An 18,375-nucleotide genomic window follows, 5' to 3' on the forward strand; every position below is an offset into this window, starting at 1 on the left:
TAATAAATTACTATTATAGTTATATGTTGACTCAATTTTATTGACAACTACTATAGAATAACATAGAGTAATATTTTACACAAATTTAGTGACATTTATTTATTTTATTTTTGTGACATTTTTGCATAAATGGTAAAAAGTAAAAAATTTTACTAACTATATTATTAAATTAAGGTTTGCTACTTTAAAAAGAAATTAATAATGCTATGCTTATAATTCTGTTAACTTAAGGTTACACATTATGAAGCAACCGCGACAGAGTGTGTCGCTGGTAACTTATAATATTCATAAAGGTTTTGGCGTTGGCAAATTAAGATTTTTGCTACCTGAAATGCGCTATGCATTGTCTAAATTAAATCCGGATTTTGTATTCTTGCAAGAAGTGCAAGGTTCTCATCAACGGCGAGCTCAGAGAATACAAACTTGGCCAGATTTACCTCAGTTTGAATATATTGCTGAGAAGGAGTGGCCACATTATTTATATGCAAAAAATGCTATTTATCAGTCTGGGCATCATGGGAATGCCATTTTAAGCAAATACCCTTTTGTTAGTTTTGAAAATATTAATGTATCAAGACAAAATAGGGCCTCTCGAAGTATATTACATGGACAAATTAAATTAGATAATAATCAAATTTTACATTTACTCTGTGTACATCTAGGCCTCTTTAAGGCTGAGCGGGCCTCTCAATGCCGAGCCTTAGTGAGACGTATTATAGATGCCATACCTGATAATGAGCCGCTTTTAATGGCTGGTGATTTTAATGATTGGCAAATGCATTTATCGCAACCTTTGTCTGATGCATTAGGTATTCAAGAAGCATTTAAAGTTTTAGATGGGCAGCATGCACGTTCATTTCCGGCATTAAAGCCTACTTTATGCATTGATCGTATTTATTATCGTGGTCTAACTGCGGAGAAAGCACAGTGTTTCAGTGGTAAACCATGGCGAACTTTATCTGATCATCTACCATTATTTGCCAAATTTCACTTAATTTAAATAAATAATATATTAGCTATTTATTTAGAGACCTAGTAGGTTGGGCCACTCGGCCCAACAATGAATTTTGACTATTACTTGATAATAGCTTAAAAAATTACTCTTGTTCCATATGAGCTTGATACTCACCAAAGCATGCCATACTGTTTAAGCGTGCACGCTTTAATAACGCAGCTTGTGCTGCCTCAATGTTTGCTGAATTCCCTTGCCAAATTTTCAAGCAATCTTCCTGTAGTGCGCGACCATATGAAAAGCTTAAATTCCAGGGTTGATAACCGAGGTGATTAATTGCATTTAAATTAGCTGTTGCCTGTTCAGAAGTTTGCCCGCCTGATAAGAAGTTAATACTAGGTACAGCAGCGGGAACAGTATTACGAAAAACGCTAAGAGTATATTCAGCAATCTCCTCAGGTGAGCTAAAAGGTTGCGCTTCTTTACCATTGGTAACCATGCTTGGCTTAAGAATAATATTCTCTAAATCGATTTGATAAACGAATAACGCTTTAAAAACTTCATGTAACACCATTTCTGAAGCTTCAGCACATAACTCAATGCTATGATTTCCATCAATTAAAACTTCAGGTTCTACAATTGGAACAATCCCTACTGATTGACAGCAGGCTGCATAACGCGCTAAATTCTCAGCACCTGCTTTCATAGCTGCTAAGCTTGGAGTAGCCTCGCTGATAGAATAAACGTTGCGCCATTTAGCAAAACGGGCGCCTAATTGTTTAAATTGGATTAACCTTTCTTCTAGGCCGTCTAATCCTTGAGTTACTTTTTCATTATCAGTATTAGCTAAACTAATTAAGCCCTTATCAACTTTAATGCCAGGTACAATACCTTTTTGTCTAAATAATTCTGGAATCGGTGTACCCTTATCATCACTTTGTTTAAAGGTGTCTTCAAATAAAATTACCCCACTGATATACTTTTCTAAGTCAGGCGTATTAGCTAGAAGAAGGCGATAATTTCGGCGATTATCTTCGGTATTTTCAACATTAATGCTGGCAAAACGTTTGCCGATAGTACCATTGCTCTCATCGGCTGCTAGTATACCTTTCCCTTCTTGAGTTAATTGTTCTATGGTGTCTGCTAACTCTTCATAATACATGTTAATTTACACTCCCATCTTAGTTAGACTGCAGAAATATAGTGTTACCTATAGCCGTAATACGGCACTGCAAATTTGTCAGGTTATTAGATAATATTAATTATATGTACCTTAGCCCTGTTTACTTGCGTCTTATTTAGAGCTTAAGAAATAACACTATAGCTACTTTGTATTACCTGAAATATATTTTTCGCGAATGATTTGTTGCATCACAAACCCACGAGTTTTTAATTCTTCAAAGCATGCATCAATCATACCGGGGTTCCCACATAAATAAACTAAATCTTGAGCAGGATCTAAGGTTATTTCGGGAAAGGCATGCTGAATATAGCCTTTGAATTGATTTGACTCTAGATTCGTATCATTAGCGCGACTTAATTGTACTCTAAAAGTAACTTGATTTGGATATGCCTTTGCAAATGCTAAGAATTCTTGCTCATAAAGTGCATCTTCAGGCCGTTGTACGCCTAACATAAGCAATATTTTTAAGTCAGGATTTTGCTTAAGTCGTTTAGTAAGTTCTTGTAACATTGCTCGGTAAGGTGTAATACCTGTACTTGTTGCTGCTAAAATATAGCGCTTGGGTAATTCTTCTTTTAAAACTAAACGCCCAAAAGGACCATTAATATTAATTATGTCACCAGGTTTTAAGTTAAATAATAATTCAGTACCAGGCCCATTTTCTACATAGCCTGCAGCAAACTCGATGCGGTTATCCTGGTTTGGCACATTAGCTATACTATAACTACGCTTAAGTAGTTTACTATCTCGTTCAAAATGAATAGTAATAAACTGTCCGGCTATGTAATTAAAAGGCGGAATTTTATCTGCTTGAAAGATAAAATGTTTAACTTTAGGTGAGAGCATAAAAGCTTCTATTAAGGTAATGGGAAATAATTGTACTTGCATGTTCTTACTACTAACTGGAAAAGTTATCTACTATAGGCTAAATAGCTCGCATTGCAAGGGGTAATCTATAAATTAAGGTATAATTAAGCTATGACTGGAAATACTGATTTAATTGCAATGCTCGGCAACCTAAGCCGATCGCTTTTTTATGTGCAGCCTATAATTACTGGAATAGCTTATATGCTTGGCATTCTCTTTTTTATGACGGCCTTGCAAAAACTACGAAAGATTGGTGATCATCGCGCAAATTCATCTTCACATGAAAGTATTTATGTTCCTATTGCTTATATATTAGGCGGAGCTGCTATCTTGTTTCTACCCTCTGCTTTAACTGCCTTATCTAATACGGTTTTTGGGGTAGGTAATATCTTATCGTATGCACAATATAATCGTAACAGTGTATTAGGTTCTATGGCGATTATAATTCGTATTGCCGGCCTTATTTGGTTTGTACGAGGCGCTGTATTATTAAGCCATGCTAGTAATCCTGGTTCGCAATCACAAGACGGTTTAAAAGGATTTTTGTTTTTATTTGCTGGAATTTTAGCTGTTAACTTTGATAATACGGTTAATTTCTTGTCAGGACTTATGTCTAAGATAGCCTCTGTGACCTTGAACATTGGTACTTAATTTTCATCACAAATTTTAAGGTTATTTTTTTTTGCAAACTCCATAATTGCCTGATAGACATCGGGACTTGTTTCTTTAAGCTTTGGATCAAGTAAAACACATTTATAGCCTTGGGTGTTAATACTAGGCTGTAATAGTGGAGAGTAGTAAAGACGATTATTTTTAAAAACAGCCATAGTGCCACTCATTCTTTCTGCCCAATCACTCGGACGAAAAGTTTTCCCCTGTTCGGTAACACCTTCAATCACAATCTTTTTTTTATCAACATCAGAATTAGTCATAGCTAAAACATAATCAAAACAATATGCCTATTATAGCACCATATTGGTAAGCTATAAGTAGGATTAAAGATTATTTCTAAGAAATTACTTAGAGTGTTTAATGAACGTAGCAGTCTAGGAATGAGTATGTTAGGATATTTTGTTTGATTTTAAATAACTTTGCTTGCTTTAAATGCTTTTAAGTTGCTTAAAATATGCGCCTAAGCATATTAAAGCAGCTTATAATGGTATTTATGCATATTTATTTGGTAGATTTTAGTTGTGAACCAGAAAGAAAATCCTTCAGGTGTTTATTTATTGCCTAATCTTTTTACGACAGCAAGTTTATTTGCAGCATTTTATGCTATTGTTGCTTCGTTTAAAAGTCAATTTGAAGCGGCTATTATTGCCATTTTTATTGGTATGATTGCTGATGGCTTAGATGGCCGTATTGCTCGTTTAACCAATACTCAAACAGCATTTGGAGCCCAATATGATAGCTTATCAGACATGGTAACGTTTGGAGTTGCCCCTGCTTTATTATTATACAGTTGGAATTTACAGCAATTAGGTAAATTTGGCTGGCTAGTTGCCTTTATTTATACAGCAGCAGTAGCCTTAAGGCTTGCACGTTTTAATACTAAAGTAGGTACGGCTGATAAACGTTATTTTCAAGGCCTTGCTTGTCCGGCAGCAGCAGCACTAGTTTCTTCGTTTGTCTGGTTATGTCAGCAAAACCAAACTCATTATCTGCTAATATCATTGATAACTGCGATTATTACCATTTTAGCTGCAGTACTTATGGTAAGTAATATTCGTTACTATAGTTTTAAGGAAGTCGATTTTCACGGTAAAGTTCCTTTTTTATACTTATTATTTGTGGTTATTTTATTTGTGGCTATTGCGGCTAATCCTTCCTTAATTTTATTTACTGGTTTTGTAATTTATGTTCTATCTGGCCCTGTACAATTATTAATTAAATTATATAGGCTTCGTAAACAAAAGAAATTTTTTAGTGACTAGTATGACATCAATTAATTTTTACACTAAAAATAGAGATAATTTAGTAGGACTTTAACTTAATTGAGGCGCATAGTTAATGTGTAAGAGCTCGCTTAAGGTCGTTGACTTCATACACTTTTGTCATTTCCGCGCAGGCGGAAATCCATCTTCATACTCACACTGTGCCTACCTAAAATAGCTTCCTGCCTGTGCGAGAATGACAGCTAATTTTTCGCAATAAAAAATAGAGATGATTTAGTTCAACTGTTAACTTACGTGAGACGAATAGTTGATAATACTCAGAGATCACTTAAATTGAGTTTTTCGCCAAGATTTAAGATACCGCTGTTCTATTATATAGATACTATTTAACGAGTTTAAGCTCATAAACTCTTGTTTTAAACTTAACTCGTCATTAACACTTTCGGAAAAAGTTTTTATTAAAATAATCTAAAGATTGCGTGTTATATAAGCGTGTTATATAAAAAATTAATTTATTCTGGCTCATCGAAACGATTCTCAATTAATTCAATGAGAGCCTGCTCCATATCTTTTTCATCAGGACCTTCAATTTTAATAATTAATTCTGAACCTTGGGTCGCAGCAAGCATCATTACTCCCATAATACTTTTGCCATTAACTTTCTGAGATTGCTTAATAACTTCAATTTGGCTTTGAAATTTAGCTGCTGTAGAAACAAATTTAGCTGAAGCACGGGCGTGTAAGCCCAATTTGTTAATAATCCGAACACTTGTTTCAATCATAGGAATCAACTTATAATCATCAATTAATGTGAATTTAATGTAAAATAAGCTTATTTTTAGCATTAAATTGCTTGTTAATGGAACCTACAAAAATTTTCTTGGTTTTATAGCATTATTCAAATAGTTAAGTTTGAGGTTCCAGCACACCGTTAACCATCAGGTTATATAATGATTCCGCATTATTTGCCTTTCGGCAAGCATTTCTAAAATTTACATCCCGAAATTGTTTAATAATTGCTGCCAAGAGAGTTAAATGATGCTCTTCTTGGTTACAGGGAACAATCAAGCCCATAACTAGATCGGCTGGTTGTTTATCTTCTGCACCAAAATCAATTGGGTGTATAAGTTTAATAAAACAAGCTTTAGGGCGGGTCACATTCGGTAGGCGTAAATGTGGAACAATTATCCCATGGCCAATGGCTGTGCTACCAAGAATTTCTCGTTGCCAGTAGGCATCAAATAGTTCATCAAAGTTAAGTTCAGGTGTTGTTGTAGAGAATAGTTCACTAATTTTATGAAAAACAGCTGTTTTACTTTGCGATACTGAATCTACACAAACGTGCTCAAGGGTAAGAAAATAACTAAGTTCCATAGATAATTTAGTGAAAAATAATTATTTTACCTTGGGTTAAATAAGTCAGCAAGTTTATAATTTAATAACGATCTAAGAAAAATTCTGCACCTATCCTTGGTGCAGCAGTAAGAAATAACTAATGAGAGCGTAATTTTTCCTTATGTTTGATGAGCTGTTGATCTAATTTTTCAACTAGGTCATTAATTGCAACATACATATCATCATGTTCAGCACGTGCATGAATGGTTCCTTTCACAATATGTATTGTCGCTTCAGCAATTTGCGCTAATTTTTCAATATTAAATACTACATTGATAGCAGTAATATTATCGAAATGATTGGTTAATTTAGCAAGTTTACCTTCAGTGTAAGACTTTAATGCTGGTGTAACATCCATTTGATGACCAGTGAAGTTTATTTGCATAACTTTTCCTCCTCTTAAAACTTATTAACTACGAATTATTTTACGTTCATTAGATGGAGCAATACACATTGCTTCGCGGTATTTAGCTACTGTACGACGAGCAACCTTAATACCTTGCTCACTAATTAGTTGTGCAATTTTACTATCACTAAGGGGCTTTTGGCGATTTTCTGAGGCGATTATTTTTTTAATTACAGCACGTATTGCGGTTGATGAACATTCACCACCGTTAGCTGTGGCAACATGACTTGAGAAAAAATATTTTAATTCAAAAACGCCGCGCGGGGTATGCATGAATTTCTTGGTGGTTACTCTTGATATAGTTGATTCATGCATATTCAGAGTAGTAGCAATATCATTTAATATCAAGGGTTTCATAGCTTCTTCACCATGTTCTAAAAACTCAGTTTGCCTGTCTACAATACAACGTGCAACTTTAAGTAGTGTCTCTTGTCGGCTCTGAATACTCTTTAAAAACCATCTGGCTTCTTGCAGATTATTCTTTAAAAATTGATTATCAGCACTGGTATTAGCCCGCTGAATCATAGCCGCATACTGATTATTAATTGTCAGACGCGGTAGTGTATTTTGATTTAAATAAACTTGCCAAGTGCTATCTATTTTTTTGACAATGACGTCAGGTATAATATATTCAATATTATTTTGTTGAATTAAACTACCTGGTTTAGGGTGTAATGCTTGAATAATCTGTAGTACCTGCAGAATGGTAGCTTCATTAACATGGTAATTTTTTATCAATTGACGGTAGTTATGCTGGCCTAATAATTCTAAATCATTTTTAATAATGGTTTTAGTTAATTCAATATCTTTATCAGAGTCGGAAAATTGGCTAAGTTGAGCTAATAATGATTCAGCTAAATTTAAGGTAGCGCATCCTACTGGATCAAAAAGTTGCAAGCGATGGCGAACGGCTTCAATTTCTTCGATATCAAGTGGGTAAGAGTCACTATTTAAACTAGCATGCAAATCATTAACGGATACAGTTAAAAAGCCATCATCATCAATTGCATCAATAATGGCTGTGGCAATAACCCGATCGATATCGCTCATGGGAGTTAGTTCTAATTGCCAACGTAAATGTTCCTGTAGATTGGTAGTCGTACAATATAAGTTTTCGTAATTAACATCGGTATCTTCAAAATTATTACGTTTATTAAGGTTATAAAGTTGTGACCATTGAAAATCATTATCTTCGATATTTTGTTCATTTCTATTGTTAATTTCTTCTCTTTCTTCATTAGGTAAAACTTCAAGCATAGGGTTTGATTCGACGATTTGTTGAATTTCTTGTTGTAAATCTAATGTAGACAACTGTAACAAGCGAATCGCTTGTTGAAGCTGAGGGGTAAGCGTCAATTGTTGACTAATACTAAGTTGCAACGAGGGTTTCATCCACCATCCTCTTAAATCATTGCTTATTATTAAGTTTAACTGATTCACAAGGATTATCCAGTAGCTTAAGCCATAAGTAAAATGATTAAAAGTAATAAAAGGCTGATTTAGATCATTGAAAGTTAGAATTATTAGCTAGTTTAAGTTAGGTTAGAGAGTTGTATAAATGAAAAGAGGATAATTAAAAAGCAAAAACCATGCCTCAGAGCATGGCTTTTATTAATTCTTTAAAGAAAGAGAAGGTTTTAAAGCAAAATGATTATTTTATCTTTTTCTCTTTAAATAGCACATGTTTACGTACTACTGGATCATATTTTTTGAATTCCAACTTATCTGGACAATTTCTTGGATTCTTAGTCGTGGTTACAAAATAACCTGTACCTGCGGTAGACTCCATTTTAACTTTGATAGTGACAGCTGCCATGGTTATTCCTCTTAATTAAACTTTTTCGCCTTTTTCTCTTAACATATCGATAACTGCTTTAATACCAAGCTTATCAATGATACGCATACCTTTCATGCTTATTCTTAATGTAACAAAGCGGTTTTCTTCTTCTACCCAAAATCGATGATTTTGAATATTAGGTAAAAAACGGCGTTTAGTTTTATTATTGGCGTGTGATACATTATGACCAGTCATGGGCCGCTTGCCAGTAACTTGACATACTCTTGACATGCTGTGACTCCAAATTTTCTCTAAGTAAAACCATAACTGAAAAATCACAACCATTAAAATGGATGTTGACTCAGTGTTAGGCAAAGAGCGCTTTTATAACAAAAAAAGAAGATTTTTGCAATCGATAAGCGACTTTTTGCCTCGTTTTAATCGCTAAAGGTCTAAAAAATTATTACATAGTTACTTTATTTTAGTTAATTAGCTTATAATTACTGTTTTAGTTAAATTAATTAATGTATGCAGCGAACCATTAAAAGTTTTGTATTAAGAGCAGGCCGCATTAGTAAACGTCAACAATTAGCGTTAGATAATTGGTTAGACCAGTACCTATTAATAATAGATGATAAGCAGTGGGATTTTGCCACTATTTTTGGTCGCCAAGCTGAAATTATAGTAGAAATTGGTTTTGGCATGGGTGCTTCTCTTATTAGGATGGCTGAGCAAAATCCTGATAAAGATTTTATTGGTATTGAAGTTCATCGGGCTGGTGTAGGTAGTTTAGTAGCTGATTTATATGAGAAAAAAATTAATAATGTTCGCGTTGTTATGTGCGATGCTGTAACAGTTTTCAAACAACAAATTTCACCGAATACACTCAATGGTGTACAAGTTTTTTTTCCTGATCCATGGCATAAAAAAAGACATCATAAAAGGCGCTTAATTCAACCGGACTTTGTTAAATTAATAGCTGAGCGTTTACAATCAGGTGGTTTTTTACATTGTGCTACTGACTGGCAGGATTATGCTGAGTCGATGCGAGCAGTTTTATCAGCTGAAACTGCGCTAATAAATAGCCAACCTGATGGTGGCTATGCACCTAGACCTAGCTCAAGACCAATTACTAAATTTGAGTTAAGAGGCCACCGTTTAGGACATGGTGTTTGGGACTTAATTTATTTTAAAAAGTAACTATTAAAGCAAAATATCTTTCTTTTGACTGAGCGCCACGGGTGTAGATAAAGTTAATTAAGTTATTTTATTTCTAAAGCAACAAATTTTTAATTTATATTAGTAATACTAGTATTGCTTGAGGTAATATAAATTAGAGCTTGTGTATAACCTGCATCTTTTGCTTTGTTGTCACATTAGACCTCTTGCCTAACCTATTTATTTTACGCAATTGCTGTGTTGCAAGGTTTTCTTCGGTGCTCATTTACACCATGTAAACTTCGCTTCTTAAAACCCTTGCCCCTTACATTCATGCAAAATAAACAGGTTAGGCAAGAGGTCTATTGCAATCGTTTCTGTGGTGCTCATTTACTTCATGTAAAATTCACTTTTTGAATCTATTGCACTTGATAATAAAACAAAATTTACGAGTGATTAATAGCTCTATTATTGTCTTTCTAACTGAAGATTTGAGGTAAACTATGGATGTGTTTAATGAGCTGGCAGAACGCCTTGAAAATATCAATGAATTTAAAGAATTTATTGATAGACAATTAGAGTTGGATTCTAAGTTTTTAGAACGAGCTTTTTGGTTAGACGGCCAACAAATATCTGTGCTAAATTATTTAATTCAGCAACATGACCCTGAAAATAAAAATTTAACTGCTTTCATTCAATCTATTTTATTAACAAAAACAAATGTTTATCTGCATCAACCACTGCATTTAATATTAAAACTCGCTAAGCTAGACTTATTACCAATTTGCTTAGCGCAATTACCACCTGCTGATTTCAAGCAAGCTTTAAATTCTTATGACATAACTGGGCAAACGATTCTAGCTCATGCCATTAATTTAGGGGATGAAAAAACTTTTGCTACTATTATGGCGCTTAATTTAGATATCAATCAAGCTAGTGAAGTAACGTTAGAAAACACAATGCAGGGATGTTTACAACCACTTTATCAAGCAATAGCGTGTAATTTCTCGTATGCTGTTGATAGGCTTTTAAGTGTTGGTGCAAGTGTAGAAAATCCATGCCTCGCTACTAAAGAACCGGCACTATTACTGGCTGCTCATTTAGGAGCAATTGATGCTTTAAAAGTGTTATTAAACCACCCTAAAAGCCGTGAATTAATCCATGAGCAGCTTAATATTAGAAATAGCAATGGTTATACAGCTCTTGAATTGTTATGTAAACGTTTGCAGGAGAGTAATGAGCCGAAACAGGCTATACAAGGTATTGCAATTTTATTATGCCATGGGGCCGCTGTACCTTCTACGGAAGCCTGGCGTAATTTATTAAATAGTCACCGAGTAGCATTAGTAAAAGCCGTGAAAGAATATACTAATGAAGGTGCGCATCCTAGTATTCAATTTCTTCGTGCAAGCCATGATAAAAATAATCCTTTACATGAAATTATTTATACTAACAAAACATGGAAGCAGTCAGTAAAAAACTTTTTTGGTATTGCTGATCGCTTAGCATTCAAATGCGAAAAAATAGCGCTTGCTGATATAAATAAGGATAAGCTTGATGAAAATGAAAGACTGTTTGCTAGTTTTGTAAAAAGATACAAAGAAAGCATTAAAAGAGCTACCTTTTATTCACCTTGGAGTGAGATGCTCTGGAAAATTTCAACAGGTCAAATTAATACATGGCAAGGCGTTTGTCAGTATGCAAATGAGCATCCTAAAACTCGTACAGCCCGTATTGTAGAAGAAATGACTAAGCCTCAGCCAGAAGTATATGTCAATTTAACTGAGATAGAAGAAAAAGCCTCCCTCTCACCCTTAAATTAACACAATATTTTTATAATGATTTTGTGGTAGCTCGCTAAGTTACCACAAGTTATTCTTCCATTTACCTGCTGAGACTAACTTAGATGCATTCAATTAACGTAATTCTTAATAAAATTTCTATTATTAAGTGAGCAAATTAACAATGCTAAAACTTGGCGTATTTGAGAATAAAATAGCAACATTATGGCATGTTAAATTCTAGTATTTGGAAGAAGATAAGTCTTTACCCTTGCTTAAAATGTAGGTAGGCCCTAGAATTCTAGCTTTCTTTAAAATTAAGAGTGCGGAGAAACACATGGGATGGAATGAGCCAGAGAAAGATAAAGATCCATGGACTGGCAAAAAGCAGCCACCAGATTTAGATGAAGCTTTAAAACGCTTTCAAAATAAATTACGTAAAGCGTTAAAGGGCGGCGGAAGTCAAAACAATAGTCCAGAGGATCCCACTGAAAGGCCAGCAGGCAAGGGTAATGGTGGCTTAATTTCTTTAATGGTTTTATTAGTTCTTTTTATCTTATGGGCTTTGTCAGGTATTTTTATTGTTGATCCTGCAGAGCAAGCAGCTATTTTACGTTTTGGCAAGTATATTAAAACTGTTGGACCAGGACCACATTGGATCCCGCGCTTAATTGATTCAAAAATTGTAGTTAATGTGGAACGTGTATCTGATTACTCTTATTCAGCCCAAATGCTTACTAAAGATGGAAATTTAGTTGCAGTTTCCTTAGTTGTTCAATACCGAATTGGCGATTTAAAGGCTTATTTATTTAATGTAGCTGATCCAGAAGTAAGCTTACAACAAGCCACTTCAAGTGCACTGCGCCATGTGGTTGGCTTAACAACTTTAGATGAAATTATTACTGAGGGGCGTGAAGCTTGGGGTAATAATGTTTATGATGCTTTAGTAAAAATTTTAGATACTTATAAAACGGGTATTGTGATTGTTAACGTTGCGCCACAGCCTGCCCGAGCACCTGAAAACGTACAAGATGCTTTTGATGATGCAATTAAAGCACAAGAAGATGAGAAACGGTTTAAGCAGCAAGCTCAGGCTTATCAGGCTCGCGTTATTCCTATAGCTCAAGGTAATGCAAAACGTATTACTGAAGAAGCACAAGCTTATGCAAGGCAAGTAGTTTTACGTGCTAAAGGCGAAGTTGCAGAATTTTTAGCTCTTTTGCCATTTTATACTCAATCACCTTTTGTTACTTCACAACGCATGTATTTAGATACTATGCAAAAGGTCTTAAGTCAAAGTAATAAAATTATCGTTGAAGCTAAAGCTGGTAACTTACTTTATCTTCCCTTAGATAAGTTAGCGAGTATCCTTCCTACGAATCCAAATCAAAACAAAGTTGAAGGTAGTGATGCTGTTGCAGAGCAAAGTACGGGAGTTAATGATACGGATAATACTAAAGTAATTCGTAATACAGTTAGACAAACTCTCCGCCCAGGAAGGAGTGAATAAATGAATGCATTAAAAGCTATAATAGGCATATTGATATTTTTTATTTTAATGTTATTTCTGGCCAGTGTATTTACAATACAACAAGGTCAACAAGGTATTTTATTGCGTTTAGGACGTTTAGTTAATGATTCACACACGAATCAAGCTAAAGTATTGGAGCCTGGCTTGCATGTAAAAGTTCCTTTTATTGAAAGTGCAAGAATATTTGATACCCGCCTACAAACCTTAGATATTAAATCATCACGTATTGTTACACGAGAAAAGAAAGACGTTATCGTTGATTATTACGTAAAATGGCGTATTGCTAATTTGGCTTATTATTTTAAGTCAACGGGTGGAAACGAGTTTAAAGCAGAAACTTTACTTGAACAGCAGTTAAATACCTTTTTAAGAGCTGAGTTCGGTAAGCGTACTATTTCTGATTTGGTGTCTGGTCGTGATGATATTATGAATTTATTACGGGAAAGAGCCGAACAACAAGCACGTGGTTTAGGTATTGAAGTAATGGATGTAAGGGTAAAAGGAATTGAACTTCCACCTAGTACAAGTAACGCAGTTTATCAATTGATGCGTGCCGATATGCAAAAAATTGCTAATCGACATCGTGCTGATGGTATTGCTGAGGCTGAAGCAATACAGGCGGCGGCTGATGCAGAGGTTACCATTTTAATTGCTCAGGCAAAAAGTCAAGGTGAAATCATAAGAGCACAGGGGCAAGCCCAAGCAGCAGCTATTTATAATGATGCCTATAGTAAAAACTCTAGTTTCTTTGATTTTTATCGCAGTTTAAAAGCATACGAAGCAAGCTTAACTAATGATCATACTCTAATGGTCCTTGATCAAAGTAGTGCTTTTTTTGATTACTTTAAGCATTCCTTAGTAAAAGATAATGGAGTAGCACAGAAAAACGGATTATAATTGTTAGTTTTGTCTTGATGAGAAAGTAGCGTTTAAAGTGACTATTTAGTCGGCTGATTGCTAAAGTATTTAAGTACAGGTTAAGTAACTTGCTTAACCTATTTTTTTGCGCAGCATAAGACAGAAACTGAAGAACTTATGAAATAGATTCTTTTCCCAACGTTCTGCGGCCTGTGCAAAGGAGCTAGGAAGGTGGCCTGGATCCCGCGAACAAGTCGCGGGACGTTGGTGTAAGAAAATAAATAGATGTTTTCCCAACGTCCTGCGGCTTGTCCGCAGGATTTAGAAAATTAGCCAAAGCACTACATCTATCTTGCTACTAGATCGGATTTTTAAAGTAGAATTAAAGCGTTTTTAAATTTTTGCCCTATGCAAAGATTTTTTGGAGATTTTAGGTGTTAGTTGATTTTCTTTCAGCATTAGCTTTAGTGTTTGTTTTTGAAGGGCTAATGCCATTTGGTTTTCCGCAACGTTGGAAGCGTTTATTGGGCAAAATCATTATACAAGATGAAAAGGTATTGCGTATTATAGGATTCTTAAGTATGTTAGCAGGCTTAATGCTTCTTACTATTATTCACCAATTTGCAAATTAAGAGTTAGATATGGGTAAAAATGTAGTCATTGTGGGGACCCAATGGGGTGATGAAGGTAAGGGTAAAATTGTTGACTTATTAACAGGTGATATCCAAGTTGTTGTTCGCTATCAAGGCGGGCATAATGCGGGACATACACTAAAAATTAATGGTGAAAAAACTGTTTTACGTCTAATTCCATCCGGTATGCTACGTTCTCATGTGCAGTGTTATATTGGTAATGGGGTTGTGTTATCTCCTAATGATTTATTAAAAGAAATTAAAGAATTAGAAAGCAAAAACATTGAAGTGCGCTCGCGTTTACATATTAGTGAGGGCTGCCCTTTGATTTTACCTTCACATGTTGCTTTAGATAAAGCAAGAGAAAAAGGCAATACGGCTATTGGCACGACAGGTCGTGGTATTGGTCCAGCCTATGAAGATAAAATTGCTAGGAGAGCGCTTAGAGTTAATGATCTCTTTCATCTAGAAAAATTTACTGAAAAATTAAAGAAATTAGTTAGTTATCATAATTTTCTATTACAAAATTATTACGATCAACCTGCCGTAGAATTACAACCAATTTTGGATGATGCTTTAATATGGGCTGATGCCTTAAGGAATATGGCTTGTGATGTCACGACTCGTTTGCACGAACATCGTAGGCAAGGAGATTCTATTTTATTTGAAGGTGCACAAGGTATTCACCTAGACATTGACCATGGTACTTATCCGTATGTTACCTCATCTAATACCTGCGTGGGTAGTGTCGTTAATGGCGCTGGTTTTGGCCCGTGCTATTTAGATTATATTTTAGGTATTGCAAAGGCTTATACCACGCGTGTTGGTGGCGGTCCTTTTCCAACTGAACTACACGATGATATTGGTAAGCGCTTAGCTCAGCGAGGCAATGAATTTGGCGCAGTCACTGGCCGGCCAAGGCGCTGTGGTTGGTTAGATATCGTCTTACTACGTCGTTCTATTGATATTAATAGTATTTCTGGTATTTGCCTTACTAAATTAGATGTTTTAGATGGTTTAGATAAAATTCAGATAGCCACTGGTTATCAAGACCAGCATGGTAAATTAATTACTAGTTTCCCGCCTGCTGCAGACGACTTTGAGCACGTAGTTCCCATTTATGAGGAAATGCCTGGATGGCAAGAATCTACAGCTGATATTACCTCTGTTAATCAATTACCAGCTAATGCTAAAGCGTATATCAAACGAATAGAAGAGCTTTTAGATATTCCAATTGATATTTTATCAACTGGCCCTGAACGTGATTCAACTATGATATTACGTAATCCATTTGCAGAATAGGAAACTATATAAATTAATTTAAAAGTAGATAGGCTAAGCAATGGCAGAACAAAAAATATTAGTAGTATGGTCTAATTACTATGAAGAATTAGCGGAGCAGCAATTAGAAAGCTGCCTTAATTTATTAAATCAGTCCTCTTATAGTTATCAGGTAGAAACCGTAGAAGCAGGCACTTATGAAATTCCTGCAGTCATGCAATATTATCATCAACACCGTCCTTTTGCAGGATATATTCCACTTAGTCTTCTCCTTAAAGGAAGCACGGATCATTATGAGTTTATCTGGGAGCATGTTAAGGAATGCTTTATTAAATTTGCGCTTGATGGTCTGTTACTAGGTAATGGTATTATTTCAGCACCAAGCTTAGCTCTTTTACAAGAGCGTGTCGCTAATGGCGAACGAGTAGCTGAAGCCTTTCGGGCTATAGATTATTTAATTCGCTTTAAAAATAAACAGCTTACCAATAGTTAGTATAAAACTCTTATCTAACAGGTGTTATTTGTTTAAACCAGATAATACCTGTTTCTTTAACGTTCATTTGTTTTCATTTAACAATTAGTTATGCTCTATCTATCGCGATTTGAACTAGGGCCTAGAAATAAATTAATTCCTAAAGCTGGATTTGGCTTTCACCCTTAGGAAATAGCTAAAGCTACCTTAAAGAACTAAAAAGTTTCCAGCTTTTGTCTTAAGTAATAGATAATTTGAGGCAAGTCGAACTATTATCTTATAAATAATAGTTAAGTTTAATTTAAGCGTTCATTTGTATAATTAAATTTCATTATGTGTATTAATTGGCAAATCTAAATGAATTATTTAAAAGTTTTTTTACAAGCCTACAAAGACTATTTTAGCCAAGTTGAGAGGCCAGGTCATTCTTTAGGTTGGTTCTCTAGTCTGCGCCATAGCCGCTCTTTATACCCGCATATTAAAGAATTATTCGATAATTTAAGAAATTTTTCTAACGAAGAAACGCAAGATATAGTTAAGAAGCTTGACGATATATTATCTAAACTTGAACTTAATAATAAAGAAATTATCTTTTCTGCAAAGGGAGTTAATAAATATTTAACCATCCTCTAGTTAAAATTTGCGACGCTATTATATGCTTTCTCAAATATCATAAACTTTAAAGCTAATTGCCTTTGTAATCTTGCTTTCTCACTTGTTTTAACAAAATTTAAGCAAGCCTGACTATTTAGCTTTTGACATGCTTTGATTGGCTTTAAAGTAATTGGATTGGCCCAAAGGCTTTTTCCAGGTAAAAAACTATAGGTCAACGCATTATGATTAATTCGTTTTAGAGTTTGATAGTCAAGATTATAATCAGTTACGGCCGTAATATATTCATGCGTTAGACTCGTACGTAATATACCTTCATCATCGGTGGATAACACAATAGGAACTTGATGGTTTAGGTAGAATTTAAATGGGTGTTGATCTTTAAATACATTCAAAATTCGTTTATTACTAGTTAAATTAATTTCAACTGGAATAGGGTGATAAGCCATATAGTTAACCAGTTCCTTGACATTAGTTTCATGCTTAATATCAACCCCATGCCCAATTCTTTCAGCATGACCTAGCTTAATTGCTTCATTGATATGAAAACGCAAATTCTTCGTTTGTAAAGGTATACCTGCACTTTTAGCTAACTCGCCTGCATGTAGGGCAATATGAACCTCTGGGTAAAGCTGATGCATGAAGTTAAAGATTTCCATTTGTTGATGATAATCTTTTAAAGAAAGAGGGCCATCTTCTGCTTGTACTAAATTAACTGCCACCACCTGCGGTACTTTAGCAGCAATTGTAAAATAAAGTAGAGCTTGAGCAAAAACGTTAGCTAATGGTTGTTCACGTAAAACATGTAATTGAAAATTAACTTTTAATTGACATACGGCTTGCTTAGGTTGCGTATGGCAGCCTAAATATTTTTTAGTTTCGGGTAATAAATTAGTTAGTTCTGAACTTATTTCTTGTATAGCTGTATTAAAAGTTGGATCAGCAAATAAAAGCTGTTTTAAATGGTTGAAATTACGCGGAATAATGCGCTGATTCTTAACAACTTGTTGATTAGAATCTTTAACAGATAACATGATTTCCATATAAAGTTCATGCTGTGCTGCAGCGCGTTGCATCACTTTAGCAAGTAAAGGAGCTGGCTGGTTAATAACTATTGGCATAAATTTATAAAATGAATTAAAAAAATGATCATGGCCTGATTCTTGTTTTGCTTTAAAGTTTTTAAATGACCAAGCTTGTATAGTTTTGTTATAAAAAGCACTCTGTGTAGGTATTAAGTTTACTTTAATACCTGAATTAAGACATTTGCCTACTTGATAAGTTAGAGCAAATGTTTTCGACTTAAGGCAATAATTGCCGTTAGCTGCAAGTGTTAGCATTGCCTCAGGATAAGCGCCGCCCGCTAAATGATAATGTAACTCACCACCTTTAGGCATAGCTTTGAGAAAAGTATGTAATTGTTTAGGATCTTTTTTAACAGCTTCAAATACTTCTTCTACAGTCGCAAAACAATTCAGCTGTATCATAAATAAAATGAAGAGAAGGGCTAAGCGCATGGATAACAGCTTTGTAAAGCCATAATTATGCCACATAGTTTAATAAATAATGAATAAT

At 34.7% G+C, this 18,375-nt stretch carries 21 protein-coding genes; 11 read left to right on the forward strand and 10 right to left on the reverse strand.

Annotated elements, in window-relative coordinates:
- Window positions 1-241 precede the first annotated feature (241 nt).
- Complete coding sequence (locus tag ACNVED_RS02650; RefSeq protein WP_419420213.1) at window positions 242-1,000, forward strand: endonuclease/exonuclease/phosphatase family protein; 759 nt, start codon at window positions 242-244, stop codon at window positions 998-1,000.
- Between the two features lie 97 nt (window positions 1,001-1,097).
- On the opposite strand, the gene ACNVED_RS02655 is transcribed toward ACNVED_RS02650, so the two are convergent.
- Both ACNVED_RS02655 and ACNVED_RS02660 read right to left on the reverse strand, forming a co-directional pair.
- Window positions 1,098-2,114, reverse strand: a complete 1,017-nt coding sequence (locus ACNVED_RS02655; protein ID WP_419420214.1) for a class I fructose-bisphosphate aldolase — start codon at window positions 2,112-2,114, stop codon at window positions 1,098-1,100.
- A 162-nt stretch (window positions 2,115-2,276) separates the two neighbouring features.
- A complete protein-coding gene (locus tag ACNVED_RS02660) occupies window positions 2,277-3,023 on the reverse strand; it encodes a ferredoxin--NADP reductase (RefSeq protein ID WP_419420215.1) in 747 nt (248 codons plus the stop codon).
- A gap of 90 nt (window positions 3,024-3,113) precedes the next feature.
- On the opposite strand from ACNVED_RS02660, the gene ACNVED_RS02665 reads away from it, so the two are divergent.
- Entirely contained in the window at window positions 3,114-3,653 is a 540-nt protein-coding gene (locus ACNVED_RS02665) for a type IV secretion protein IcmC (protein WP_419420216.1), read from the forward strand.
- Here the strand turns inward: ACNVED_RS02665 and ACNVED_RS02670 are convergent.
- A complete protein-coding gene (locus tag ACNVED_RS02670) occupies window positions 3,650-3,934 on the reverse strand; it encodes a DUF3579 domain-containing protein (protein WP_419420217.1) in 285 nt (94 codons plus the stop codon). The two genes, ACNVED_RS02665 and ACNVED_RS02670, sit on opposite strands and share 4 nt — an antisense overlap.
- A 261-nt stretch (window positions 3,935-4,195) precedes the next feature.
- On the opposite strand from ACNVED_RS02670, the gene pssA reads away from it, so the two are divergent.
- Window positions 4,196-4,936: a CDP-diacylglycerol--serine O-phosphatidyltransferase gene (pssA, locus tag ACNVED_RS02675; RefSeq protein ID WP_419420218.1), complete on the forward strand. Its 741-nt coding sequence runs from the start codon at window positions 4,196-4,198 to the stop codon at window positions 4,934-4,936.
- Between the two features lie 473 nt (window positions 4,937-5,409).
- Here pssA and ACNVED_RS02680 read toward each other — a convergent pair whose 3' ends face one another.
- The 6 genes from ACNVED_RS02680 to rpmB form a co-directional block, all read right to left on the reverse strand.
- Window positions 5,410-5,679 carry an HPr family phosphocarrier protein gene (locus tag ACNVED_RS02680; protein WP_419420219.1) on the reverse strand — a complete coding sequence of 90 codons (270 nt, stop codon included), beginning with the start codon at window positions 5,677-5,679 and terminating at the stop codon, window positions 5,410-5,412.
- Window positions 5,680-5,803: 124 nt separating this feature from the next.
- A complete protein-coding gene (locus ACNVED_RS02685) occupies window positions 5,804-6,271 on the reverse strand; it encodes a PTS sugar transporter subunit IIA (protein ID WP_419420220.1) in 468 nt (155 codons plus the stop codon).
- Between the two features lie 118 nt (window positions 6,272-6,389).
- Complete coding sequence (hpf, locus tag ACNVED_RS02690; protein ID WP_419420221.1) at window positions 6,390-6,677, reverse strand: ribosome hibernation-promoting factor, HPF/YfiA family; 288 nt, start codon at window positions 6,675-6,677, stop codon at window positions 6,390-6,392.
- Between the two features lie 24 nt (window positions 6,678-6,701).
- Complete coding sequence (locus ACNVED_RS02695; protein WP_419420222.1) at window positions 6,702-8,090, reverse strand: RNA polymerase factor sigma-54; 1,389 nt, start codon at window positions 8,088-8,090, stop codon at window positions 6,702-6,704.
- Window positions 8,091-8,349: 259 nt separating this feature from the next.
- The gene (gene rpmG, locus ACNVED_RS02700; RefSeq protein ID WP_419420223.1) at window positions 8,350-8,514 is read right to left on the reverse strand and encodes a 50S ribosomal protein L33; all 165 of its coding nucleotides are present in this window, start codon (window positions 8,512-8,514) and stop codon (window positions 8,350-8,352) included.
- 15 nt (window positions 8,515-8,529) lie between these two features.
- The gene (rpmB, locus tag ACNVED_RS02705) at window positions 8,530-8,766 is read right to left on the reverse strand and encodes a 50S ribosomal protein L28 (protein ID WP_419420224.1); all 237 of its coding nucleotides are present in this window, start codon (window positions 8,764-8,766) and stop codon (window positions 8,530-8,532) included.
- 237 nt (window positions 8,767-9,003) lie between these two features.
- Here rpmB and trmB point away from each other — a divergent pair, with 237 nt between their 5' ends.
- The 8 genes from trmB (at window position 9,004) to ACNVED_RS02745 (ending at window position 16,821) form a co-directional block, all read left to right on the forward strand.
- Entirely contained in the window at window positions 9,004-9,675 is a 672-nt protein-coding gene (gene trmB, locus ACNVED_RS02710) for a tRNA (guanosine(46)-N7)-methyltransferase TrmB (RefSeq protein WP_419420225.1), read from the forward strand.
- Between the two features lie 461 nt (window positions 9,676-10,136).
- Window positions 10,137-11,456: a hypothetical protein gene (locus tag ACNVED_RS02715; RefSeq protein ID WP_419420226.1), complete on the forward strand. Its 1,320-nt coding sequence runs from the start codon at window positions 10,137-10,139 to the stop codon at window positions 11,454-11,456.
- Window positions 11,457-11,751: 295 nt separating this feature from the next.
- Window positions 11,752-12,924, forward strand: coding sequence for an FtsH protease activity modulator HflK (hflK, locus tag ACNVED_RS02720; protein ID WP_419420227.1), 1,173 nt, complete (start codon window positions 11,752-11,754; stop codon window positions 12,922-12,924).
- A complete protein-coding gene (hflC, locus tag ACNVED_RS02725; protein ID WP_419420228.1) occupies window positions 12,925-13,842 on the forward strand; it encodes a protease modulator HflC in 918 nt (305 codons plus the stop codon). It abuts the gene before it with no gap.
- Window positions 13,843-14,237: 395 nt separating this feature from the next.
- Window positions 14,238-14,435 (forward strand): DUF2065 domain-containing protein, encoded by a 198-nt coding sequence (locus tag ACNVED_RS02730; RefSeq protein ID WP_419420229.1) that lies wholly within the window; start codon window positions 14,238-14,240, stop codon window positions 14,433-14,435.
- A gap of 9 nt (window positions 14,436-14,444) precedes the next feature.
- The gene (locus ACNVED_RS02735; protein WP_419420230.1) at window positions 14,445-15,737 is read left to right on the forward strand and encodes an adenylosuccinate synthase; all 1,293 of its coding nucleotides are present in this window, start codon (window positions 14,445-14,447) and stop codon (window positions 15,735-15,737) included.
- Between the two features lie 40 nt (window positions 15,738-15,777).
- Window positions 15,778-16,209: a 6,7-dimethyl-8-ribityllumazine synthase gene (locus ACNVED_RS02740; protein WP_419420231.1), complete on the forward strand. Its 432-nt coding sequence runs from the start codon at window positions 15,778-15,780 to the stop codon at window positions 16,207-16,209.
- Between the two features lie 336 nt (window positions 16,210-16,545).
- On the forward strand, window positions 16,546-16,821 hold the full coding sequence (locus ACNVED_RS02745; protein WP_419420232.1) for a hypothetical protein: 276 nt from the start codon (window positions 16,546-16,548) through the stop codon (window positions 16,819-16,821).
- Here ACNVED_RS02745 and ACNVED_RS02750 read toward each other — a convergent pair.
- A complete protein-coding gene (locus ACNVED_RS02750; RefSeq protein WP_419420233.1) occupies window positions 16,818-18,317 on the reverse strand; it encodes an adenosine deaminase family protein in 1,500 nt (499 codons plus the stop codon). The two genes, ACNVED_RS02745 and ACNVED_RS02750, sit on opposite strands and share 4 nt — an antisense overlap.
- Window positions 18,318-18,375 lie beyond the last annotated feature (58 nt).

Source organism: Legionella sp. D16C41, from assembly GCF_048541585.1.
Lineage (GTDB): Bacteria > Pseudomonadota > Gammaproteobacteria > Legionellales > Legionellaceae > Legionella_C.

Coding starts and splice junctions, on each gene's coding strand:
- ACNVED_RS02740 (WP_419420231.1), top strand. CDS start 15,778: ATGGCAGAACAAAAAATATTAGTAGTATGGTCTAATTACTATGAAGAA.
- ACNVED_RS02680 (WP_419420219.1), bottom strand. CDS start 5,679: ATGATTGAAACAAGTGTTCGGATTATTAACAAATTGGGCTTACACGCC.
- trmB (WP_419420225.1), top strand. CDS start 9,004: ATGCAGCGAACCATTAAAAGTTTTGTATTAAGAGCAGGCCGCATTAGT.
- ACNVED_RS02685 (WP_419420220.1), bottom strand. CDS start 6,271: ATGGAACTTAGTTATTTTCTTACCCTTGAGCACGTTTGTGTAGATTCA.
- ACNVED_RS02750 (WP_419420233.1), bottom strand. CDS start 18,317: ATGCGCTTAGCCCTTCTCTTCATTTTATTTATGATACAGCTGAATTGT.
- ACNVED_RS02665 (WP_419420216.1), top strand. CDS start 3,114: ATGACTGGAAATACTGATTTAATTGCAATGCTCGGCAACCTAAGCCGA.
- ACNVED_RS02745 (WP_419420232.1), top strand. CDS start 16,546: ATGAATTATTTAAAAGTTTTTTTACAAGCCTACAAAGACTATTTTAGC.
- ACNVED_RS02660 (WP_419420215.1), bottom strand. CDS start 3,023: ATGCAAGTACAATTATTTCCCATTACCTTAATAGAAGCTTTTATGCTC.
- hpf (WP_419420221.1), bottom strand. CDS start 6,677: ATGCAAATAAACTTCACTGGTCATCAAATGGATGTTACACCAGCATTA.
- ACNVED_RS02695 (WP_419420222.1), bottom strand. CDS start 8,090: ATGAAACCCTCGTTGCAACTTAGTATTAGTCAACAATTGACGCTTACC.
- ACNVED_RS02650 (WP_419420213.1), top strand. CDS start 242: ATGAAGCAACCGCGACAGAGTGTGTCGCTGGTAACTTATAATATTCAT.
- rpmG (WP_419420223.1), bottom strand. CDS start 8,514: ATGGCAGCTGTCACTATCAAAGTTAAAATGGAGTCTACCGCAGGTACA.
- ACNVED_RS02715 (WP_419420226.1), top strand. CDS start 10,137: ATGGATGTGTTTAATGAGCTGGCAGAACGCCTTGAAAATATCAATGAA.
- ACNVED_RS02670 (WP_419420217.1), bottom strand. CDS start 3,934: ATGACTAATTCTGATGTTGATAAAAAAAAGATTGTGATTGAAGGTGTT.
- rpmB (WP_419420224.1), bottom strand. CDS start 8,766: ATGTCAAGAGTATGTCAAGTTACTGGCAAGCGGCCCATGACTGGTCAT.
- ACNVED_RS02655 (WP_419420214.1), bottom strand. CDS start 2,114: ATGTATTATGAAGAGTTAGCAGACACCATAGAACAATTAACTCAAGAA.
- hflC (WP_419420228.1), top strand. CDS start 12,925: ATGAATGCATTAAAAGCTATAATAGGCATATTGATATTTTTTATTTTA.
- hflK (WP_419420227.1), top strand. CDS start 11,752: ATGGGATGGAATGAGCCAGAGAAAGATAAAGATCCATGGACTGGCAAA.
- ACNVED_RS02735 (WP_419420230.1), top strand. CDS start 14,445: ATGGGTAAAAATGTAGTCATTGTGGGGACCCAATGGGGTGATGAAGGT.